The following is a 21,530-nucleotide window of genomic DNA, read 5'->3' as shown; positions in this document are numbered from 1 at the left end:
ATTTCCCTATTCCTGACGCTTGATGTTCTGGCGGAACGCATGCGCCTTCTCGTCCCCCGGCAGGGTCAGGATACCCTCCCACGGGGATTCAAAATCGAAATTGCGGAAGTCCTGCGTCAGCTGCACCGGCTCATAGACGACCTGCCGCCGCTCCTCGTCGTAACGGGTCTCGACATAGCCGGTCAGGGGGAAGTCCTTGCGCAGGGGATGCCCTTCGAACCCGTAATCGGTCAGGATGCGCCGCAGGTCCGGCTGGTCCGCGAACAGGATGCCGAACAGGTCATAACATTCGCGTTCCCACCAGGTGGCGGACGGCCACAGGCGATGCACCGACGGCACGGGCTGTGTCTCGTCCGTGGTGACGATCACGCGGATGCGGTGATTATGGGTTACCGACAGCAGGTTATAGACAATGTCGAAACGTTCCGCGCGATCGGGATAGTCCACGCCGCACAGGTCCATCATCTGTTCGCACGCGTAACGCGGATCGTCGCGCAGCATCGCCATGATCGCCAGCAGGTAGGGCCGCGTCGTGCGGACCACCAGTTCCCCGCCCTCGATCCCGGCGGAAATGATGCCCGGCACCGACGTGGCGAGCGTGAATGTCAGCGAACCCAGCGACGCCTGCGCCTGCGACTGCACCGCCGGAAGGGTGTTTGATGCCTCAGCCACGGAGAATCGTCCCTGTCCTGCGAATTTTCTTCTGGAGCTGGAGGATGCCGTAAATCAGCGCCTCCGCCGTCGGGGGACAGCCCGGGACATACACGTCAACCGGTACGATCCGGTCGCAGCCACGCACCACCGAATAGGAATAATGGTAATACCCGCCGCCGTTGGCGCATGACCCCATGGAAATGACCCAGCGCGGCTCGGCCATCTGGTCGTACACGCGGCGCAGGGCCGGGGCCATCTTGTTCGTCAGCGTCCCGGCGACGATCATCACGTCCGACTGACGTGGCGAGCCGCGCGGGATGATGCCCATGCGGTCAAGGTCGTAACGCGGCATGTAGGCGTGGATCATTTCCACCGCGCAGCACGCCAGACCGAATGACATCGGCCACAGGCTGCCGGTGCGCCCCCAGTTCACGATCTTGTCCAGGCTGGCGACGACAAAGCCCTTTTCCGTGATCTCGCCCGTGACACCACGAATTACGGCGTCTTGTTCCGGTCCCGGCGGCAGCATTTCGCGATTCCATGCGATGCTGTCGGACGGACGCCCCTGCCCTGATGAACTGCTGCTCATGCTTCCTGTCTCCCTTCCCTGCTGCCTCAATCCCACTCCAGCGCGCCCTTGCACCATTCGTAGATGAAGCCGACCGTCAGGACCGTCAGGAAACCCATCATCGACAGGAAACCGAACCATCCGATCCGCGACAGGCTCACCGCCCACGGGAACAGGAAAGCCACCTCGAGGTCGAAAATAATGAAGAGGATGGCCACAAGATAAAACCGGACGTCGAATCGCCGCCGCGTGTCATCAAAGGGCTCAAACCCGCATTCGTACGCGGATGTTTTTTCCGAATATGGCTTCTGCCACCCGAAAAGCAGCGAACTTCCCAACATGGCGCCCGCGATTACAACCGCGATCGCGCCGAATATCAGTACAGGGAAATAATCCGCGATGACGGAATGCATGGTCCATGTCCCCAACCTGTTGATTGAACCATCCGTGTCTTGAACGACTTCTGTATGGCTGGAGGCAAAGTTAGACCCAAACCGCCGCATACGAACAGACGGTTAGCCTATACCCGGGCGGGAACATTACCGTGATGTTAGGAAATGCCGCAGAAATACAGTCGTTGCGCCCGAATTACTTATCGGGAACTTTTTGTTGTCTTCATATTTCTGTGTAGTGGGAAAAACGCCATGGTTTCCGGCAATCCGGAACGCAGGACACATCCGGCCTGCTGCATGCCACAGCGGGACGAAGGATGGATTTTCCTGGAAATGATATCGGGAAGTGGCGCGAGTGACGGGGCTCGAACCCGCGACCTCCGGCGTGACAGGCCGGCGCTCTAACCAACTGAGCTACACCCGCGCAGGTGTTGTCCGGGGCATCTCTACCGATCCATCCGGACTGCGTCAACAGACGATGACGCCTGAAATTCCGATCCCTAAAAGCCATATAATTGGCCGGGTCGGGTAATCACATGACCTGAATACCCATAGTTAAGGGGCATCATCCATGGTGGGCGATGACGGGATCGAACCGCCGACCCTCTCGGTGTAAACGAGACGCTCTACCGCTGAGCTAATCGCCCGTATGTCCGCATCAAAGCCGAGGGGTCGACAATCCATGCGGATCCGGACCCCTCACCTGATGCAAGCTGCTTATTTGCTTACAGCTTCTTTCAGATTTTTGCCAGGCTTGAAACGCACGGAGGTCGAGGCCGGGATATCGATCTCTTCGCCTGTGCGGGGGTTGCGGCCCTTGGCAGCCTTACGGGTGGCGGTCACGAACGTACCGAAACCGACCAGACGCACTTCCTGTCCGTTGGACAGGGCCTTTTCGATCGCGCCGAACACAGCATCGACCACTTCGCCCGCCTTTGCCTTTGCCAGATCGGCGTTCTCGGCGACAGCAGCAACGAGTTCCTGCTTGTTAAGTGGCTTCTCCATTTTACGCCTTTCTCTGTAACTGACTGCGACCGCTTCTCACGCGTGTTTTGGCGTCGCATTTTCTGCCTGCACTATGCCGCTGTTTTCTCTCACGTCAACCGACCGAAGGGCGGGAATGACCCACAAAATCGGTCATTCCCGCCTGTCATGACAATTTTGCTACGCTTGACAGGCTCTTCAATCAGTGCGGTAGCGACGTCAGGGCCGGTTCGGACACCGGATTGGCGGGCACGCCTTCCTGCGGCTCGACCCATTCGATGGGCTCCGGCGGGGTGGCAAGCGCCTTGGAAATCACCTCGTCCACGTGGGCGACCGGGATGATTGTCAGTTCCCCCGTCACCGACTTGGGGATATCCACCAGATCCTTCTCGTTATCCTTGGGGATGAAGACCGTGCGGATACCCGCGCGATGCGCCGCCAGCAGCTTTTCCTTCAGGCCGCCAATCGGCAGGACACGCCCGCGCAGCGTGATTTCCCCCGTCATGCCGACATCACGACGAACCGGGATGCCCGTCATCACGCTGACCAGCGATGTCGCCATCGCGATACCCGCCGACGGACCATCCTTGGGAGTCGCGCCCTCGGGCACATGGACGTGCAGGTCGCGCTTCTCAAACAGGGTCGGCTTGATGCCAAACGTCGCGGCCCGGCTGCGGACATAGGACAGAGCAGCCGCCACGCTTTCCTTCATCACGTCGCCCAGCTTGCCCGTCAGCTTGATATTGCCCTTGCCAGGCACCATCACGCTTTCGATCGTCAGGATTTCGCCACCAACCTCGGTCCATGCCAGCCCGGTGACGACCCCGACCATATCCTCGGCCTCGGTCTCGCCGTGGCGGAAACGCTTCACGCCGGCATATTTTTCAAGGTTGTCCTTCGTGATGGCGACGGTCTTGGCCTTGCCCGTCACGATTTCCGTCACGGCCTTGCGCGCCAGGGTGGCGATTTCGCGTTCCAGGTTACGCACCCCGGCCTCGCGGGTGTAGCTGCGGACCAGTTCAAGCAGGGCATCGTCACTGACCGACCATTCGCCGGGCTTGAGGTTGTTGGCCTCCGCCTGCTTGGTCAGCAGGTGACGCTTCGCGATTTCGACCTTCTCATCCTCGGTATAGCCAGACAGGCGGATGATCTCCATGCGGTCCAGCAGGGGCTGGGGCATGTTCAGGCTGTTGGCCGTGGTGATGAACATCACGTCCGACAGGTCGTAATCCACCTCCAGGTAATGATCGCCAAAGGTCGCGTTCTGCTCGGGGTCGAGAACCTCCAGCAGGGCGGACGACGGGTCCCCGCGCCAGTCAGCGCCGAGCTTGTCGATTTCATCCAGCAGGAACAGCGGATTCGACGTCTTCGCCTTCTTCATGCCCTGGATGATCTTGCCAGGCATCGAACCGATATAGGTCCGGCGATGACCACGGATTTCCGCCTCGTCCCGCATGCCGCCCAGCGACATGCGCACATACTGGCGGCCGGTCGCCTTGGCGATCGAACGCGCCAGCGAGGTCTTGCCCACGCCCGGCGGCCCGACAAGGCACAGGATCGGCCCCTTCAGCTTCTGGGCGCGGCTCTGCACCGCCAGATATTCAAGGATGCGTTCCTTGACCTTTTCCAGGCCGTAATGATCCGTATCGAGGATCTTTTCGGCTTCCGGCAGGTTGTGACGGACCTTGGAACGCTTCTTCCACGGAATGCCCAGCAGCCAGTCGAGGTAGTTGCGCACCACCGTCGATTCGGCGGACATCGGGCTCATGGTGCGCAGCTTCTTCAGCTCGGCCACCGCCTTGTCGCGCGCTTCCTTGCTCAGCTTGGTCTTGGCGATCTTTTCCTCAAGCTCGGCGGTCTCGTCCTTGCCGTCCTCGCCTTCGCCCAGTTCCTTCTGGATCGCCTTGAGCTGCTCGTTCAGGTAGTACTCGCGCTGCGTCTTTTCCATCTGCCGCTTGACGCGGTTGCGAATGCGCTTTTCGACCTGCAGGACCCCGATCTCGGCTTCCATGTGGGCGAAAACGCGTTCCAGACGCGCATTGACGTCCTGAATTTCAAGGATTTCCTGCTTTTCGGAAATCTTGAGGTTCAGGTGGCTGGCAATCGTATCCGCCAGCTTCGACAGGTTGTCGATCTGGTTGAGGGAGACGAGGACTTCCGGCGCGATCTTCTTGTTCAGCTTGATGTACTGCTCGAACTGGGAAATCGTCGTGCGGCCCAGCGCTTCCGCTTCCTTGCCGTCGGTTTCCTCTTCGGACACTTCCTCGATCTCGGCCTCGAAATGACCGTCGATCTCATGCAGCGTCGAAATGCGCGCCCGACGGCCGCCTTCCACCAGCACCTTGACCGTGCCATCAGGCAGCTTCAGCAGCTGCAGGATCGTGGAAACCGTGCCGTAACGATAGATGTCATCGACCGAGGGATCATCCTGGGACGCGTTCTTCTGCGCCACCAGCAGGATCTGCTTGTCGTTCTTCGTAACCGCTTCAAGCGCGCGGACGGATTTTTCCCGCCCGACAAACAGCGGCACGATCATGTGGGGAAACACCACGATGTCACGCAACGGCAGAACCGCCATCGTATCCTTTTCACGGGGCGTGAGATCCTGATCTTCCTGAGACGCCACGGATACCGGAACGGCTTTTTCCGTATTTTCGGTAGTGCCCGGCACCTGGTCCAGTCTTTCGGATTCAGACATGTAACTTGACCTCCTGATGGACGATCCCGGGTCCACACCCGCCCGGCGGCCTGCGGACCCGTAACACCGCACATGCGATGACCTGATGAGTCATGTTGTCATTTGCCCCCGCCGACACAAGGCAGGCATGGGGCAAATGGCCGACATCATCAAAAACGAAAAAGCTTTTCCAAAAGCAAATCCAGCGCAAAATCAGGCGGACTGCTCTTCGGGCTCGGCCTTGCCATAGACATAGACCGGGGGCGCCTTGTTCTCCGCGGCATCCTTGTTGACGACGATCTCTTCCACGTTTTTCAGGCCCGGAAGCTCGAACATCGTCGACAGCAGGATACTTTCAAGGATGGCACGCAGGCCACGCGCGCCGGTCCGGCGGGCAATCGCCCGCTGCGCGATCGCGCTCAGCGCATCCTCGGAGAAGGTCAGCTTCACGTCTTCCATCTGGAACAGGCGCGCATACTGCTTGACCAGTGCGTTCTTGGGCTTGGTCAGGATTTCGATCAGCGCGGCCTCGTCCAGGTCCTCCAGCGTCGCCAGCACCGGCAGGCGACCGATGAATTCGGGAATCAGGCCGAACTTCAGCAGATCTTCCGGCTCGATATCGCGCAGGATCGCGCCCGTGCGCCGGTCGTCGGGGGACTGCACATCCGCACCGAACCCGATTCCCGACCCCTTGCCGCGCGCGCTGATGATCTTGTCGAGCCCCGCGAACGCGCCACCGCAGATGAACAGCATGTTGGTGGTGTCCACCTGCAGGAATTCCTGCTGCGGATGCTTGCGCCCCCCCTGCGGCGGGACGGAAGCCACCGTGCCTTCCATGATCTTGAGCAACGCCTGCTGCACGCCCTCGCCGCTGACATCACGGGTGATGGACGGATTGTCGGACTTGCGCGAAATCTTGTCGATTTCATCGATATAGACGATGCCGCGCTGCGCCTTTTCCACGTTGTAATCGGCGGCCTGCAGCAGCTTGAGGATGATGTTCTCGACATCCTCGCCCACATAGCCCGCTTCGGTCAGGGTGGTGGCATCGGCCATGGTGAAGGGCACGTCAAGGATGCGCGCCAGCGTCTGCGCCAGAAGCGTCTTGCCCGACCCGGTCGGGCCGATCAGCATGATGTTCGACTTCGCGATCTCGACATCATTGTTCTTCTGGCTGTGGGCCAGGCGCTTGTAATGGTTGTGGACCGCGACCGACAGCACCTTTTTCGCATGCATCTGGCCGATGACGTAATCGTCCAGGATCTTGCAGATCTCACGCGGGGTCGGCACGCCGTCGCGCGACTTCACAAGGTGCGTCTTGTGCTCCTCGCGGATGATGTCCATGCACAGTTCGACGCATTCATCGCAAATGAACACGGTGGGACCGGCGATGAGCTTCCGGACCTCGTGCTGGGACTTGCCACAGAACGAGCAATAAAGGGTATTTTTGGAATCGCCGGATTTGTTGTTCATAACCGCTCCTATTCCCCCGCAAGGGGGAACCTGTCCATTCCCGGCGACCGGAACTTCCCACCGGTTCCGGCGCGCCGCAGCTTATTCAGTCGCCTCAGGATAGGAGAAACGCCGCACGGCGCAATCCCCTGCCCTCCCGCATCATCACGGGGCGCCGCTCCCTCGTCGGGATCTCTCATCCCCGACGCCGCGCGATGCCCCGATCCTTTCCATGGGCTTTCGGGCCGGGCGCCATGTCACGCCGCGGCCGTCAGTCCCCGGATGTCAGTCGGCGGCCTTTTCCGCCGCATGGTTGCGCACGACCTCGTCCACGATGCCAAAGGCGCAGGCTTCTTCCGCCGACATGTAGCTGTCACGCTCCAGCTTGCGCTCGATCTCTTCAAGCGTGCGGCCGGTATGCACTTCGTAGATTTCGTTCAGACGCTTGCGGATGGTCAGGATTTCCGTCGCCTGGATCTCGATGTCACTTGCCTGTCCCTGCGCGCCGCCGGAGGGCTGGTGCACCATCACCCGCGAATTCGGCAGGGCAAAGCGACGTCCCTTTTCCCCACCCGCCAGCAGCAGCGAACCCATCGACGCCGCCTGACCGATACACACGGTGCTGACGGGGCTGCGGATGTACTGCATCGTGTCGTAAATCGCGAGACCAGCCGACACCACCCCGCCCGGGCTGTTGATGTAGAACGAGATTTCCTTGGTCGGGTTCACGCTTTCCAGATACAGAAGCTGCGCGGACACGACCGCCGAAACCTGATCATAGACCGGCCCGGTCAGAAAGATGATGCGCTCCTGCAGCAGGCGGGAATAAATATCGAATGCCCGCTCCCCGCGAGAGGTCTGTTCGACCACCATCGGCACAAGAGCATTATTGAAGATCTCTACGGGATTGCGATCCCTCATAGCCATATTCCCGATCCTGAAAAGCAAAAGCCCGACCCGCCCTGATTTTCCGGCACGCACAGGCGCGCCATCAAAACGGAGCAGCCGGACTTTCCCCGGTTACTTATGACAAAATAGAGACAAACACGCCAGATACCACCCCATTGCCGTCATTTTAGACAATATGATGCGAACATGGCCTGTCTGGCCCGGTCACGACGAACGGGGAAGGCACGGAAACCCGCAGAAGTTCCCATGCCCCACCCGGTTGTGCGTCAAGGCCTGGAATCGTGCCCTCAGACGGTGGCTTCCGGCATTTCCGCCAGTTCCTCGGGCGTGACTTCCTTGTCTTCGACCTTCGCAAGCTCGACGATATAGTCGATGACCTTGTTTTCAAAGATCGGGCCACGCAGGCTGTCGGCGGCCTGCGGGTTCTTCCCGAAAAATTCAAACACGGCCTGTTCCTGACCGGGATAGCGCATGGCTTCGGCGCGGATGGCCTGCAGCATCTCGTCCTGGGTGACGGTGATGTTGTTGACGCGTCCGATTTCAGCCAGCAGCAGCCCCAGCTTCACGCGGCGTTCGGCGATCTTGCGATAATCCGCGCGCAGCGTTTCCTCGTCCTTGTCCTTGTCCTCGTCATCAAGGCGACCGGCCTTGCGGTCTTCCTCGATGCGGTTCCAGATCTGGGCGAACTCCGCGTCCACCATGCCCGGGGGCGCCTCGAACGCGGTCTTCTCGGCCAGCTGGTCCAGAAGGTCGCGCTTCAGGCGCAGGCGCGACAGCTGCTCGTATTCCTGCTCGACCTGCTTGGTGATCAGTTCGCGCACCTGATCCAGCCCCTCGAAGCCGAGCTTCTTGGCCAGTTCGTCATCGATCTTGACTTCGACCGGACGCTTCAGCGCCTTGCCCTTGATGTCGAAGGTGGCTTCCTTGCCCGCAAGGTTCTCCGCCTGGTAATCGGCGGGGAACGTGACGGTGATCACCTTTTCGTCACCGGCCTTCATGCCCTCGAGCTGCTCGGCAAAGCCGGGGATGAAGCCGGCGCCGCCGATTTCCACGTTCACATCGTCGGCGGAACCGCCGTCAAAGGCGACGCCATCGATCTTGCCCACGAAATCCACCGTCAGGACATCGCCCTTTGCGGCGGGGCGGTCTTCGGTGATGGTCTCGAACTCACGCTGGCGGCCGGCGATTTCCTTCAGCGCCTTGTCCACCGTCTCGGCGTTGACCGCGGACTTCAGCCGCGTCAGCGACAGGCTCGACAGGTCAGGCACCGGAATTTCCGGCAGCACCTCGAACTCGACCTTGAATTCAAGGTCGGACTTGCTGTCGGGTTCCCCGCCGGAGACGATGTCAACCTTCGGCTGCATCGCCGGGCGCAGCCCGCGCTCGTCCAGAAGCTTGCGCGTCGCGTCGCCGACGACCTGCTCCAGGATCTCTCCCTGGACTTCGGTCCCGAAACGCTGCTTGACGATGCTCAGCGGCACCTTGCCGGGACGGAACCCCGGCAGCTTCATGGACTGTCCAACTTCTTTCAGGCGCGCGCTGCGCTTGCTTTCAATTTCCTGCGCCGGAACCGTGACGGTAAACCCGCGCTTCAGGCCATCGGAAAGCGTTTCAGTAACCTGCATCTGCCAGGCCATCCTCTCGGTCAGAACGTGTCAAAGAACGCAAGAGGCCGGTTGGGCCACCACGTCTGCTCGCATAACGCGAATTGCCGGGTTTTATGGTACGGGCGAAGGGACTTGAACCCCCACGACTTGCGTCACCAGAACCTAAATCTGGCGTGTCTACCAATTCCACCACGCCCGCACATTGCCCAAGCTACAAGCGCGCGGCTTTAGCGCAGAGTAGCCATCGGGGCAAGACGTGAACCGCAACGCCGCCCTGTCATCCCTGCATTTTCCCGCCTGGCATTTTCTTCCCCGGCGTTTCCTTGCCCAGTGCCTCGGCTTTCGCGCGTGCCGCGCCCAGATGCAGGTCGAACTGTTCCGCGATGGGCCACGGGCCGGCGCGCATCGCGGCCTCCCCATGCAGCCACACGGCAGCACAGGCCCCTTCCCACGCGGGCATCCCGGCCGCCAGCATGGCGCCGACAATGCCGGTCAGCGTATCGCCCGACCCCGCCGTGCCCAGCGCAGGCGTGGCATGATCGTTGATGGCGACGCGCCCGTCGGGCGAGGCGATGATGGTGTCAGGCCCCTTCATCACCACGACCGCGCCGGTCCGGACCGCCGCTTGGCGCGCGGCAGCCGGGCGGTCCGCGCCGGGATGGCCGAACACGCGGGCGAACTCCCCCGCGTGGGGCGTGATCACCGTCGCCCCGCGCAGGCGGTCGGGCTGTCCCGCCGCCATGGAAAATGCCCCGGCATCGGCCACGACCTGCCGACCCGCCGCCACAAGAGTGGAAAATGTGGCGGCAACCTCGTCCACCGTCAGGCCGGGCCCGCAGATCCAGACCTTGCGGCGCGCGTCATGCAGCAGATCCTCCAGCGGCGCGGAATCGACAATCAGTCCCGCCGGGGCCTGCATGCGGTACAGGTCCGCCGCAGGTCCCGCCGCCAGCCGCACCAGCCCTGCGCCGCTGCCCCGCGCGCCCGCGGCCGACAGGCGGGCCGCACCGGGCATCTGCCCGCCGCCACAGATGCTGACGACCCCGCGGCTGTATTTATAGCTTTCCACCCCGCAATGCGGCACCTGCCACAGGCCGGGCGCGTTGCGCCATGTCCGCACCTGCGCCGGCGCGATCACGCTTTCGGGAATCCCGATATCCGCCAGTTCGCTACGGCCGCACAGCTCCCGTCCCGGCAGCAGCAGGTGCCCCGGCTTGAGACGGCAGAACGTCACCGTCAGTTCCGCCGGCACCGCATATCCCCACACGGACCCGGTGGCGCCATCCACCCCTGTTGGCATGTCGATGGCGACGATCCGGCGGCCCGCACGCAGGACGGCGGCCACGTCCTCCCCGACCGGGCGCGACAGCCCCGCGCCGAAGACCGCGTCGATCACAAGGTCATAACGCGCGACCTCTTCCGCCGTGAACGGCACGCGCGGCCCCGTCCACAGGGCCGCGACGTCAGCCGCGTCCCCGCCCGGATGCGGCGGGGCAAGGGCCGCGACGCTGACGGCCCATCCCGCTTCCGCCAGCCTGCGGGCGGCGACATAGCCATCGCCGCCGTTATTGCCCGGACCGCACAGGACCACGACGCGACAGGGCCGCATGTGACGACGCACCGCGCGCGCCACCGCCCGGCCCGCATTTTCCATCAGCGTGCGAATCGGGACCTGCCGCGCGGCAAGGGCATCGATCTGCCCCATCTGGTGCGGATCGGGCAGAAGCAGCTGACATTCGGCATCGTTCATAATCGGATCTCCTTTGCCAAAACACGGCCAGTGGCATGCAATATCTTGCATTATGGATGGAGAATCGGGAAACAACCCACCATCCTTTTACTGGCGGGCGCCATGCTGACGGCGCATTCGCCCATCCCATCGTTTTCCAAGAACCGGAGGCGTCATGTCCCACTCCCCGCTCTGGAGCCTTGTGCTCGCCGTTCACCTGATTGGCATGGCCGCATGGGTGGGCGGCATGATGTATGCCGTTTTTGTCCTCAAACCGAGTCTCAGCCTGCTTGACCCGACGCAGCGCGCGTCCGTCCACCTGCAGACGCTCAGCCGTTTCTTCCGGATCGTGTGGCACAGCATGCCGATGGTGCTGGTGACCGGCTGGCTGATGATCTTCCACGAAGGGGGCTTTGCCACCGTCGGATGGCAGATCAACCTGATGCAGCTTCTCGGCCTTGTGATGGCGCTGATTTTCGCGCGGATCTATTTCGGCCCCTATCAGAAGGCCCGGCGGGCGCTGCGTCCCCAGCCCTCCATCTTCGATTCGATCCGCGCGCAGATCCTGGTGAATATCGGGCTGGGTGTTGTGACAATCGTGGCGGCGTCGCTTGCCCATCCTTTCTGAACGCATGAAAATGCCTGTGATTGATGCACCCCCTCACAGGCATCCTTGATTTTCATACGGGATACAGATAGGCAGGAGGCGTGTGGAATCGAGGGATTCGCCTTTGGTCCACAGGCCCCTGCGTTGCTGCAGGCGATCAGGCGCGGTAACCTGATAGGCGGTATGGTAGCAATCCGGACGGGACCTCACCACTGACACGTTCGAGAGAATTTTGAGCGCCAAAAAGAACACAGCATCCGCCCGGGCCGGTTCCGCCAAGGCGGGACAGCGCGCTGCCGCAACGGCAGGCGAAATCATGCCGATCTCCGATATTGAAATCGTTACCCCGCCGGAAACGGAAGACGCGCCACAGCCCCTCTTTTCCGAACTGGGCCTTTCCGCGCCGATCCAGAAGGCGATCGACGAGATGGGATACCGTCACCCGACGCCCATCCAGGCGCAGGCGATCCCCTATGTGCTGATGGGACGCGACGTCCTTGGCGTGGCGCAGACCGGCACGGGCAAGACCGCGTCGTTCACCCTGCCGATGCTGGAGATCCTGTCGGGATCACGCGCCCGCGCACGCATGCCGCGTTCGCTCATCCTTGAGCCGACGCGGGAACTCGCCCTGCAGGTCGCGGAAAATTTCGTCAATTATGGCAAATACCTCAAGCTGAACCATGCGCTGCTGATCGGCGGCGAAAGCATGGCCGAGCAGAAAGAGGTGCTCAACCGTGGCGTTGACGTGCTGATCGCGACGCCGGGGCGCCTGATCGACCTGTTCGAACGCGGCGGCCTGCTGCTGACGCAGACGAAGCTGCTGGTCATCGACGAGGCGGACCGCATGCTCGACATGGGATTCATCCCCGATATCGAGAAGATCGTGGGCATGCTGTCGCCGCTGCGCCAGACGCTCTTTTTCTCCGCCACGATGGCGCCGGAGATCCGGCGCCTGGCGGATATGTTCCTGCAAAATCCCAAGGAAATCACCGTCAGCCGCCCCTCCTCCGTCGCTTCGACCATCGAGACGGGGCTGGTGATCGTGGAGGAAGACGACAAGCGGCGCGCCCTGCGCAAGCTGCTGCGCGACAGCGACATGCAGAACGCCATCATTTTCTGCAATCGCAAGCGCGACGTCGATATCCTGTGCAAATCACTGGTCAAGCACGGCTTTTCCGTAGGCGCGCTGCATGGCGACCTGCCGCAGTCGGTCCGCTTTTCCACGCTGGAAGCCTTCAAGTCGGGCGAGCTGAAGCTGCTGGTCTGCTCCGACATCGCGGCGCGCGGCATTGATATCGGCGGCCTGTCGCATGTCTTCAATTTCGACCTGCCATTCCATGCGGAGGATTATGTCCATCGCATCGGCCGGACAGGGCGCGCGGGACGTACCGGTCATGCCTACAGCCTAGCCACCCCTTATGAGCAGGCTCTGGCCGAAGCGATCGAGAAGCTGACCGGCAAGCCGATAGAACGGCTGGAGGTCAAGGGAATCGATCAGGCCGAATGGTCTGACGAACCCCGCCCACGCGGTCGCAAGCGCACGGGCAAGTCGACCGAACGCACTGCCGCGCCAGCCCCGCGCAAGGCATCCGCCGAATCGCGGCCCGCAGAATCGCGTCCTACGGAATCGCGCCCTGCCGAATCGCGCAAGGCCACCCCGCCGCGCAAGGCCGCGATCACCCCGCGCGAAGAGCATCCCGCCACGGAAGGCCCGCAGACGGGCTTTGGCGGGGATGTCCCGGCCTTCATGCTGCTGCCGCGTCGGCTGGCCCCCGTCATTCCCTCGGCCGAGGATGAAAACCGGTCGGACTGATCCACAGGCCGACCCGAAAGACTTTGCCCGTGTCTGAAATCATGCAGGTTCATATCGACGCCCTTGGCGCGGAAGGGCATGGCCTTGCGCGCCTGCCCGATGGCGGGACGCTTTTCGTTCCCGGCGCGCTGCCGGGCGAGGCTGTCCGGGTCCTTCCCACCGGGGGCGGCCAGGCACTGCTGGAGGAAATCATTACTCCCTCGCCCGATCGGGTCGATCCCGTCTGCGCCCTGTTCGGGCGGTGCGGGGGGTGTTCGGTGCAGTACATGTCCCTGCCGCTGTCGCTGCGGTGGAAGGTGGATATCGTTACCCGCGCCCTGCAGGCCGCAGGCTACGCCGATGTTCCGGTCATGACACCGTGGCAGGCCCTTCCCCGGACGCGGCGGCGCGTTGACCTTGCCTTCCGTCGCGTGGATCAGGGCATCGCGCTGGGACTGCACCGCAGACGTGGCGATGTCGTGGACATGACGGAATGTCACGTGCTGGAACCCGCGCTGTTCGCGCTGCTCGCCCCCCTGCGGCAGATGCTGCATTCCCTGCCGGCGGTACGACGCGGGGGCGACCTTCAGATCAACATGCTCGACAGCGGGCCAGACCTGCTGCTGGCGACGGACGGGCCACCCGGTAACGATGATCGTCGCATCCTTGCCCACTTTGCTGGCGAACAGCGTATCCCGCGCATTTCCTACCGTCCGCCCGCTTCCCACGACGTGCCGGAAACCGTGGCGCAGACCGCAACCGTATGGCACGAATTTTCTGGCGTGCGCACGGCCCCGCCCCCCGGCGCGTTCCTGCAGCCCAGCCGGAGTGGAGAGGACGCCATCAGGCAGGCCGTCCTGCATTCCCTGCCCGCAAAGCGGATCAAGGGCGACATCATCGAACTTTATGCCGGTTGCGGCACGCTTTCCTTCGCGCTTGCAACGCGGGGACGGGTCATGGCCCATGAGGGGGACGAGGCGGCGTTCAACTGTCTCCGCCAGGCCTGCGGCGGCACACGCGTGCAGGCGTTCCACCGGGACCTGAACCGGCAGCCCGTAATGGCGAACGTGCTGGCAAAAGCAGGGGCCGTGGTGCTGGATCCGCCCCATGCGGGGGCGGGCGCGCAGCTTGCGCAGATCACCGACGGCAAACCGCTTCACGTCATCTATGTCAGCTGTAATCCCACGGCGCTGCGCCGTGACGCCGCCGCCCTGCGGCAGGCGGGATACCGGCTGGAGCGCCTGACGGTCATCGACCAGTTCCTGTGGTCAACCGAGGTTGAAAGCGTCTGCCTGTTCACGCGGCCGCCCCCGCCGCGACGGCGCTGAAGTTTCCCTAGGGACTGTCTGAAACACCCAGTTGGTAAAAAACAACATAAGTTTTCGGGGCCGCCTTTTTTCAAAAAGGCGACGTCTTACGAAGCTTCCTGGGAAAAGCTTCGCCGAAAACTTTTATGATTTCAGGGTATTATCGAGACCGCCTTTTCAACCGGTCTCTTGCCGGAATTACCTTCCGGCGAAGATCAGACGTGAAAGCTTTCGCCACAGCCGCAGCGGCCCTTTTCATTGGGATTTGAAAAGGTAAAGCCGGATTCGAGCTGCCTGACCTCATAATCCATGACGGAACCGATCAGGAACAGCGTCGCCTTGCGGTCCACCAGCAGGGTAAGGCCATGATCCCTGATGACTTCATCGCCCGGCCCCGCCTCGTTCACGAAGGTCATGTCATAGGCGTGGCCTGAACAGCCCTTGGTCGAAATGGCGATCCGCAGCAGCTGTCCCGCATGGGCGCTAGCGTAAAGTTCTGCCAGACGTTTCGCCGCGCGGTCCGTCAGCGTCATCAGGGGCGGCAGTTCCCGCCGGGCAGGCGCCGCACCCGAAGCGGGGCTGGTGACGGAAGATGGGGCATCGGTATTGGTTGTCATCACTATATCCCTGCGGGTCAGAACATGTTCAGGGTCAGGCGGGCATCCTCGCTCATGCGCGACATGTCCCACGGCGGTTCCCACACGATTTCGACGGTGGCGGAGGTCACCGTGTCGATCTTTTCCACGGCTTCCTTCACCTGCGCGGGAAGTTCCTGCGCACTGGGACAGTTGGGGGCGGTCAGCGTCATTTCAATCTTGACGCTGCCGTCATCGTGCAGGTCGATCGCGTAAATCAGCCCGAGTTCATAGATGTTAACGGGGATTTCCGGATCATAGACAGTCGCGATGGCCTCGATCACCGCGTCTTCGGACACGATGCCGTCACCTGCGGGCGCCGTGGGCTGCGCGCCATCAGGGGTCCAGACCGAAAGGGCCTCGCCCTCCGGGGCGGCGGCATGTCCGTCCTCAAGGGAAAAGGATGCCTTTTCCCCGGCTTCCTCCCGCCCGGATGCGGATCGCGTATCGTCGGATTTTACTTCCATGACGCTTTACCTGTCTTTCAAATCATTCAGCATCGCAGTCAGCGCGGTCCACGGCAGCGTTGCGCAACGGATGCGCGAACGATGCTGGTGCAGGGGCGCGAAAACCGCCAGTTCGCCTGTCCCGGCTTCGGGTTCCCCGGTCTTCAGCATTCTTTCGAACACCTCGGACAGGGCCGCCACCTGTTGCGCGTCATATCCGGCGACATGTTCCGCCATCAGATCCGCCGACGCCGCGCAGATCGCGCATCCACGGGTTTCATGGCGGATGCTGTCGATATGACCCGCGGGCGTCATGGACGCCGTCAGCCGCACCCGGTCGCCACACAGGGGATTTGTCCCCTCGCCCTGCGCCTGTGCATCCGCGACCTGTCCCGCGAACAGGGGATCACGTGCACGCTCCACCACAAGACGACGATAAAGATCCCCCTGCTCCATCACGTTCTTACACAAAGAACTTACGAATCTGTTCAAGGGTCTGCGCAAGAAAATCTATTTCCTCACGCGTGGTGTAGATCCCGAAACTCGCCCGTGCCGTCGCACTCAGCCCCAGACGGCGCATCAGCGGCTCGGCACAGTGATGTCCCGCCCGCACCGCGATGCCGTTACGGTCCAGCAGGGTCGCGATATCATGGGGATGGACATCATCCATCGTAAAGGAAATCACCCCGCCCCGGTCACGCGCGGTCCCCACGAGGTTCAGGCCAGGCACCTGCGTCAGCCGCGCCAGCGCATGTTCCGTCAGCGCCGCCTCATGCGCGCCGATCGCGTCAAAGCCGATGGATTCGATATAGGCCAGCGCCGCGCCAAGGCCGATGACCTCCACGATCGCGGGGGTCCCGGCCTCGAACTTGTGCGGGACAGGCGCCCATGTGGAACGTTCGAAGGAGACGGAGGAAATCATGTCCCCCCCGCCCATGAACGGCGGCATCTGTTCCAGGATCTCACGCCGTGCCCACAGGAAACCCACCCCCGTCGGACCATACAGCTTGTGCCCGGTCACGACATAGAAATCCGCCTCCAGCGCCTGCACGTCCACCCGGCGATGCACCGCAAGCTGGCTGCCGTCGAACAGCACCCGCGCGCCGGCCGCATGCGCCATGTCCGCAATGGCGCGGGCATCGGTAATGGTGCCCAGGACATTGGACATGTGGGTGATCGCCACCAGCGCGACATTCCCGTCCGCCAGCAGGGCGGCAAGCGAGTCCATGTCCAGTTCGCCACTGTCGGTCACGGCGGCGACGCGCAGTTCGATCCCGGCGCGGTCACGCAGCATCTGCCACGGCACGAGGTTGGCGTGATGTTCCATTTCGGAAATCACGACAGCCTGTCCCGGTTTCAGCAGCGAACCATAGGACTGCGCGACGAGGTTGATGGCCTCCGTGCTGTTGCGGGTGAAGACGATTTCCTCGCGCCCGGCAGCATTGATGAAGGCCGCGACCTGATCGCGCACGGCCTCGTACGCCTCGGTCGTGCGTTCGCTCATCCAGTACAGGCCGCGATGGATGTTGGCGTACTGGGTGCGCATCGTGTCGGCCATCGTGTCGATGACCTGTCGCGGCTTCTGCGCCGACGCCGCGCTGTCGAGGAAGACGAGCGGCTTGCCATGCACCTGCTGCGACAGGATCGGGAAATCGGCGCGGAGATGCCGCAGGGCCTCGGCCGCATCCACCGTCCGTTTCTGCACGAGGGTCTTGTCCATTACGCGTTCCTCTGGTTCCACCATGCCTCGACGGCAAGGTCGAGGCTGTCACGCAGTCGCGTATCCTCCAGCAGATGCACCACATCATGCAGAAAGGCACGGATCAGCATCGAACGTGCATCCGCCAGCGCGATGCCGCGACTGCGCAGATAGAAAAGCTGATCAGGGTCGATCGCCCCAACCGTGGCGCCATGGCTGCACTTGACGTCATCGGCATAGATTTCAAGTTCGGGCTTGGCATCGATTTCCGCCGTATCCGACAGCAGAAGCGCCTGATTCATCTGGTAGCCATCGGTCTGCTGCGCAATGCGCTCGACATGGATCTTGCCCTGGAATACCCCGCGCGCATGGCCCGCCAGCACGTTCTTGACCGTCTGGCGCGACACGCAGCCCGGTGCCGCGTGTGTGATGATGCTGCTCAGGTCGCCATGCTGGCGGCCGTCGAGCAGCTGCGCCCCGTTGACATGCACGCAGGCACGCTCGCCCGTCAGGGCGGCATGGACTTCATGGCGGCTCAGCACCGCGCCAAGCGTCAGATTGAAACTGTCATACAGGCCGGCCGAAGCCACCCGCGCATGGGTCACCGCGATCTGCGACGCCTTTTCCCCTTCCGCCTGCAGGCGGGCATGGGTCAGGTGCGCGCTGTCGGCCACATCGACCTCGAACACGGGATTATGCAGGTAATTGCCGGTGCCGACCGTGGCCTCCAGCACCGCAAGGCGCGCGCCACGGGCCAGCGTCATGCGATGGCGCGGATGGAACGAGATGGGCGCGTCGTCATGGCTTACGCCGATGCTGACCAGCAGCATCGTCCCCGCATCCACGTCCGTGTCCACATGCAGGCTGACGCCATCCTCGGCCATCAGGGTATTGAGCGCGGTGCCGACATCGCCACGCGGATCGATCCAGTCGGCAAAGACGGGGTCCGCCGCAAAGGTTCCGACCCGCACGCCATCGGGCAGGCGCGACAGCGCCGCGTCGAAACGCCCGTTGACAAGGACGACGCGTCCCGCCCCATCCCCCAGTCCGGAGACGGTTTCCACCATCGCCAGCAGGCGCGCGACCTCCGCCCCGTCCACCTGCGCGGGCGGCGTGGCGTAAGGCACGTCCGCCAGCGCGCGCAGGGAGGTATATTTCCATGCCTCCACCCCCGCGCGGGGCAGGCCCGCCTGCGTCAGGACGTCCGCCGCCGCGCGGCGTTCGGGCGTATCGTGCTTCCCCCGGCCAAGGAAGGCTGCCGCACTGATCCCGACCGGTGCGATGGCGTTCACGCCGCCTCCGCCAGGAACTTGGCGTAACCCTGGGCCTCCAGTTCGCGGGCCAGTTCGGGTCCGCCGCTGTGGATGATGCGTCCCTTTGCCATCACATGGATGCGGTCCGGCACGATATAGTCCAGCAGGCGCTGGTGATGGGTGATGACCAGCGCGGAAAAATCGGGCGAACGCAGGGAATTGACCCCCTCCGCCACGATGCGCAGGGCATCGATGTCCAGGCCGCTGTCGGTTTCGTCAAGGATGGCGAACGACGGCTGGAGCATGCGCATCTGCAGCACCTCGTTGCGCTTCTTCTCGCCGCCCGAAAAGCCGACATTCACGTTGCGCTTGAGCATGTCGTCGGACATGGACAGGTGCTTCGTCTCCTTGCGCACGGCCTTGAGGAAGCCGACCGCGTCAAGCTCCTCCTGCCCGCGGGCGCGGCGCACGGCGTTGACGGCGGTGCGCAGGAAGTTGGCGTTGTTCACGCCCGGCAGCTCGACCGGCGACTGGAAGGCGAGGAACAGGCCAAGGGCCGCGCGCTCCTCCGGCTCCAGCGCCAGCAGGTCCTGCCCCTTGAAGGACGCGCTGCCACCCGTGACCTCGTAATCCTCACGCCCGGCAAGCACGTAGGACAGCGTCGACTTGCCCGATCCGTTGGGGCCCATGATGGCATGGACTTCACCTGCGGGGATTTCCAGATCGACACCGCGCAGGATTTCCTTGGGCGTCCCGGCGTCCGAAATGCGGGCACACAGGCCGTCGATCCTTACAAATTCGTTACTCACGTCTCTAATCCCTGTTCAACCGACGCTGCCTTCAAGGCTGATCTGCAGAAGCTTCTGCGCTTCCACCGCGAATTCCATCGGCAGTTCCTTGAGCACATCCTTGCAGAATCCGTTGACGATCAGGCCAACGGCGTCTTCTTCCGACAGGCCGCGCTGCCGGCAGTAGAACAGCTGATCCTCGGAAATCTTGGATGTGGTCGCTTCATGTTCGATGCTGGCGGACATGTTGCGGCTTTCGATATAGGGCACGGTATGTGCCCCGCACCGGTCGCCGATCAGCAGGCTGTCGCACTGCGTGAAGTTACGCCCGCCCGATGCCTTGGGCATCATGCGCACCAGCCCGCGATAGGTGCTGTCGGACTGTCCCGCGCTGATGGTCTTGGCGATGATCGTCGAACGCGTGTTGCGCCCGATATGGATCATCTTCGTGCCCGTATCCGCCTGCTGGTGGTTGTTCGTCACCGCCACGGAATAGAACTCCCCCACCGAGCCTTCGCCCTGCAGGATGCATGAGGGGTATTTCCATGTGATGGCGGAACCGGTTTCCACCTGCGTCCACGAAATCTTGGACCGCGCGCCACGGCACGCCCCGCGCTTGGTCACGAAGTTGTAGATGCCACCGCGCCCGTTTTCATCCCCCGGATACCAGTTCTGGACCGTGGAATACTTGATCGACGCATCCTCCATCGCCACCAGTTCGACCACGGCGGCATGAAGCTGGTTCTCGTCACGCATCGGCGCGGTGCAGCCCTCCAGATAGGAAACGGACGCGCCGTCCTCCACCACGATCAGGGTGCGCTCGAACTGCCCGGTGTTGCGGGCGTTGATGCGGAAATAGGTCGAAAGCTCCATCGGGCAGCGCACGCCCTTCGGCACGTACACGAACGACCCGTCGGTAAAGACGGCGGCGTTCAGCGCGGCATAGAAATTGTCGGTCACCGGCACGACGGAGCCGAGGTACTTCCGCACCAGTTCGGGATGTTCCTGCACGGCCTCCGAAATGGGGCAGAAGATCACGCCGGCCTCGGACAGGGTCTTGCGGAAGGTCGTCGCGACCGACACGCTGTCGAACACGGCGTCAACTGCCACCGGCGGGCGGGCTTCCTCCCCTTCCGGGATCTCCACGCCAGCCAGCAGGGCCTGTTCATGCAGCGGAATGCCCAGCTTTTCGTATGTGCGCAGGAGTTCGGGGTCGACCTCCTCCAGCGATTTCGGGCCCGGCTTCTTCTTCGGCGCGGCGTAGTAATGCACGTCCTGGTAATCGATGGGCGGATGATGGACCTTCGCCCATGTCGGCTCGCGCATTTCCAGCCATGAATGATAGGCCTTCAGCCGCCATTCCAGCATCCATTCCGGCTCGTTCTTGCGGGTGGAAATCAGCCGGATGATATCTTCATTCAGACCCTTGGGGGCGATATCCATCTCGATATCGGTCTCGAACCCCCATTTGTAGGTGTTCTGGCCCAGCGTCTCGACGGTCTTGCGGGTCTCGGCAACTGCTGGCATGTCTTCAACTCCTCCTTCAGGCCGTGGCCAGGGGGCCGAGGGCCGCGGACGGGGAACCGGGGTCCCGCCGGGGTGTCACGGTATGATTCTGCATGTCGGACAGGGAAATGGCCGACAGGGCGCCCAGGATGGCGCTGTTGACCGCGTCCCACTGCCCCACCAGTCCGCATGTCGAACGCGCATCGCATTCGCCGCCATCCACGCATGTCGTAAGCGAGATCGGACCGTCGATCGCCTGTATGACGGCCGCGACCGATATCTTTTCCAGTGGCCGGGCAAGGCGGTATCCCCCCCGCGCGCCGCGCTGCGAAATGACGATCCCCTGCGCGGCCAGCACCTTCAGGACCTTAGCGATGGTCGGTTCGGGAATGCCGGTGGAACGCGACAGCACGGGCGAGGTCGTGACTTCCTCTTTCTGTCCAAGACGGACCAGCGCCACGACGGCATAATCGGTCAGCTTTGAAAGTTTCAGCATTCTGCTCCCCCGTACCGGCACGGTCCATA

Annotated in this window: 20 protein-coding genes and 3 tRNA genes; 3 read left to right on the top strand and 20 right to left on the bottom strand. The window is 62.7% G+C overall.

Features of this window, described 5'->3' with window-relative positions; genetic code table 11:
- Positions 1-6: 6 nt before the first annotated feature.
- The 12 genes from NJLHNGOC_RS01455 to NJLHNGOC_RS01400 form a co-directional block, all read right to left on the bottom strand.
- Complete coding sequence (locus tag NJLHNGOC_RS01455; RefSeq protein ID WP_408890405.1) at positions 7-618, bottom strand: NADH-quinone oxidoreductase subunit C; 612 nt, start codon at positions 616-618, stop codon at positions 7-9.
- A gap of 46 nt (positions 619-664) precedes the next feature.
- On the bottom strand, positions 665-1,243 hold the full coding sequence (locus NJLHNGOC_RS01450) for a NuoB/complex I 20 kDa subunit family protein (protein WP_110526124.1): 579 nt from the start codon (positions 1,241-1,243) through the stop codon (positions 665-667).
- A gap of 26 nt (positions 1,244-1,269) precedes the next feature.
- On the bottom strand, positions 1,270-1,635 hold the full coding sequence (locus tag NJLHNGOC_RS01445) for an NADH-quinone oxidoreductase subunit A (RefSeq protein ID WP_110094242.1): 366 nt from the start codon (positions 1,633-1,635) through the stop codon (positions 1,270-1,272).
- 326 nt (positions 1,636-1,961) lie between these two features.
- Positions 1,962-2,038: transfer RNA gene (locus NJLHNGOC_RS01440), tRNA-Asp, on the bottom strand.
- A 148-nt stretch (positions 2,039-2,186) separates the two neighbouring features.
- Positions 2,187-2,261, bottom strand: a tRNA-Val gene (locus tag NJLHNGOC_RS01435).
- A gap of 70 nt (positions 2,262-2,331) precedes the next feature.
- A complete protein-coding gene (locus NJLHNGOC_RS01430; RefSeq protein WP_003620741.1) occupies positions 2,332-2,619 on the bottom strand; it encodes an HU family DNA-binding protein in 288 nt (95 codons plus the stop codon).
- A 181-nt stretch (positions 2,620-2,800) separates the two neighbouring features.
- Positions 2,801-5,296, bottom strand: a complete 2,496-nt coding sequence (lon, locus tag NJLHNGOC_RS01425; RefSeq protein WP_110526118.1) for an endopeptidase La — start codon at positions 5,294-5,296, stop codon at positions 2,801-2,803.
- Positions 5,297-5,488: 192 nt separating this feature from the next.
- The gene (gene clpX, locus NJLHNGOC_RS01420; protein WP_110526114.1) at positions 5,489-6,748 is read right to left on the bottom strand and encodes an ATP-dependent Clp protease ATP-binding subunit ClpX; all 1,260 of its coding nucleotides are present in this window, start codon (positions 6,746-6,748) and stop codon (positions 5,489-5,491) included.
- Positions 6,749-7,012: 264 nt separating this feature from the next.
- Positions 7,013-7,648 (bottom strand): ATP-dependent Clp protease proteolytic subunit, encoded by a 636-nt coding sequence (locus NJLHNGOC_RS01415; RefSeq protein ID WP_110526111.1) that lies wholly within the window; start codon positions 7,646-7,648, stop codon positions 7,013-7,015.
- Positions 7,649-7,923: 275 nt separating this feature from the next.
- Positions 7,924-9,261, bottom strand: coding sequence for a trigger factor (gene tig / locus NJLHNGOC_RS01410; RefSeq protein WP_113594815.1), 1,338 nt, complete (start codon positions 9,259-9,261; stop codon positions 7,924-7,926).
- 96 nt (positions 9,262-9,357) lie between these two features.
- Positions 9,358-9,442: transfer RNA gene (locus NJLHNGOC_RS01405), tRNA-Leu, on the bottom strand.
- 78 nt (positions 9,443-9,520) lie between these two features.
- The gene (locus NJLHNGOC_RS01400) at positions 9,521-10,993 is read right to left on the bottom strand and encodes an NAD(P)H-hydrate dehydratase (protein WP_113594746.1); all 1,473 of its coding nucleotides are present in this window, start codon (positions 10,991-10,993) and stop codon (positions 9,521-9,523) included.
- A 154-nt stretch (positions 10,994-11,147) separates the two neighbouring features.
- Here NJLHNGOC_RS01400 and NJLHNGOC_RS01395 point away from each other — a divergent pair, with 154 nt between their 5' ends.
- From NJLHNGOC_RS01395 to NJLHNGOC_RS01385, 3 genes are all read left to right on the top strand, one after another.
- Positions 11,148-11,600, top strand: coding sequence for a CopD family protein (locus NJLHNGOC_RS01395; protein WP_113594745.1), 453 nt, complete (start codon positions 11,148-11,150; stop codon positions 11,598-11,600).
- Between the two features lie 211 nt (positions 11,601-11,811).
- A complete protein-coding gene (locus tag NJLHNGOC_RS01390) occupies positions 11,812-13,392 on the top strand; it encodes a DEAD/DEAH box helicase (RefSeq protein ID WP_113594744.1) in 1,581 nt (526 codons plus the stop codon).
- A 41-nt stretch (positions 13,393-13,433) separates the two neighbouring features.
- Positions 13,434-14,699: a class I SAM-dependent RNA methyltransferase gene (locus NJLHNGOC_RS01385; RefSeq protein WP_113594743.1), complete on the top strand. Its 1,266-nt coding sequence runs from the start codon at positions 13,434-13,436 to the stop codon at positions 14,697-14,699.
- A gap of 194 nt (positions 14,700-14,893) precedes the next feature.
- Here NJLHNGOC_RS01385 and NJLHNGOC_RS01380 read toward each other — a convergent pair whose 3' ends face one another.
- The 8 genes from NJLHNGOC_RS01380 to NJLHNGOC_RS01345 are packed head-to-tail and all read right to left on the bottom strand — an operon-like array spanning position 14,894 to position 21,501.
- On the bottom strand, positions 14,894-15,295 hold the full coding sequence (locus NJLHNGOC_RS01380; RefSeq protein WP_113594742.1) for a HesB/IscA family protein: 402 nt from the start codon (positions 15,293-15,295) through the stop codon (positions 14,894-14,896).
- Between the two features lie 17 nt (positions 15,296-15,312).
- Entirely contained in the window at positions 15,313-15,780 is a 468-nt protein-coding gene (locus NJLHNGOC_RS01375; protein WP_113594741.1) for an SUF system Fe-S cluster assembly protein, read from the bottom strand.
- Positions 15,781-15,786: 6 nt separating this feature from the next.
- Positions 15,787-16,215, bottom strand: coding sequence for a Fe-S cluster assembly sulfur transfer protein SufU (gene sufU, locus NJLHNGOC_RS01370; protein ID WP_113594740.1), 429 nt, complete (start codon positions 16,213-16,215; stop codon positions 15,787-15,789).
- Between the two features lie 7 nt (positions 16,216-16,222).
- On the bottom strand, positions 16,223-17,479 hold the full coding sequence (locus NJLHNGOC_RS01365) for an aminotransferase class V-fold PLP-dependent enzyme (protein ID WP_113594739.1): 1,257 nt from the start codon (positions 17,477-17,479) through the stop codon (positions 16,223-16,225).
- Positions 17,479-18,750, bottom strand: a complete 1,272-nt coding sequence (sufD, locus tag NJLHNGOC_RS01360; protein ID WP_113594738.1) for a Fe-S cluster assembly protein SufD — start codon at positions 18,748-18,750, stop codon at positions 17,479-17,481. The genes NJLHNGOC_RS01365 and sufD overlap by 1 nt, the downstream gene beginning before the upstream one ends.
- Positions 18,747-19,520 carry a Fe-S cluster assembly ATPase SufC gene (gene sufC, locus NJLHNGOC_RS01355; RefSeq protein ID WP_110094230.1) on the bottom strand — a complete coding sequence of 258 codons (774 nt, stop codon included), beginning with the start codon at positions 19,518-19,520 and terminating at the stop codon, positions 18,747-18,749. Before sufC ends, sufD begins: the two co-directional genes overlap by 4 nt.
- A gap of 15 nt (positions 19,521-19,535) precedes the next feature.
- Positions 19,536-21,026, bottom strand: coding sequence for a Fe-S cluster assembly protein SufB (sufB, locus tag NJLHNGOC_RS01350; protein ID WP_113594737.1), 1,491 nt, complete (start codon positions 21,024-21,026; stop codon positions 19,536-19,538).
- Between the two features lie 16 nt (positions 21,027-21,042).
- Complete coding sequence (locus NJLHNGOC_RS01345; protein ID WP_113594736.1) at positions 21,043-21,501, bottom strand: SUF system Fe-S cluster assembly regulator; 459 nt, start codon at positions 21,499-21,501, stop codon at positions 21,043-21,045.
- Positions 21,502-21,530: the final 29 nt, after the last annotated feature.

Origin of the sequence: Novacetimonas cocois (assembly GCF_003311635.1) — a bacterium.
Lineage (GTDB): Bacteria > Pseudomonadota > Alphaproteobacteria > Acetobacterales > Acetobacteraceae > Novacetimonas > Novacetimonas cocois.
Note: the sequence above shows the minus strand (reverse complement) of the source record. Positions and strands in the feature narration are given on the sequence as shown.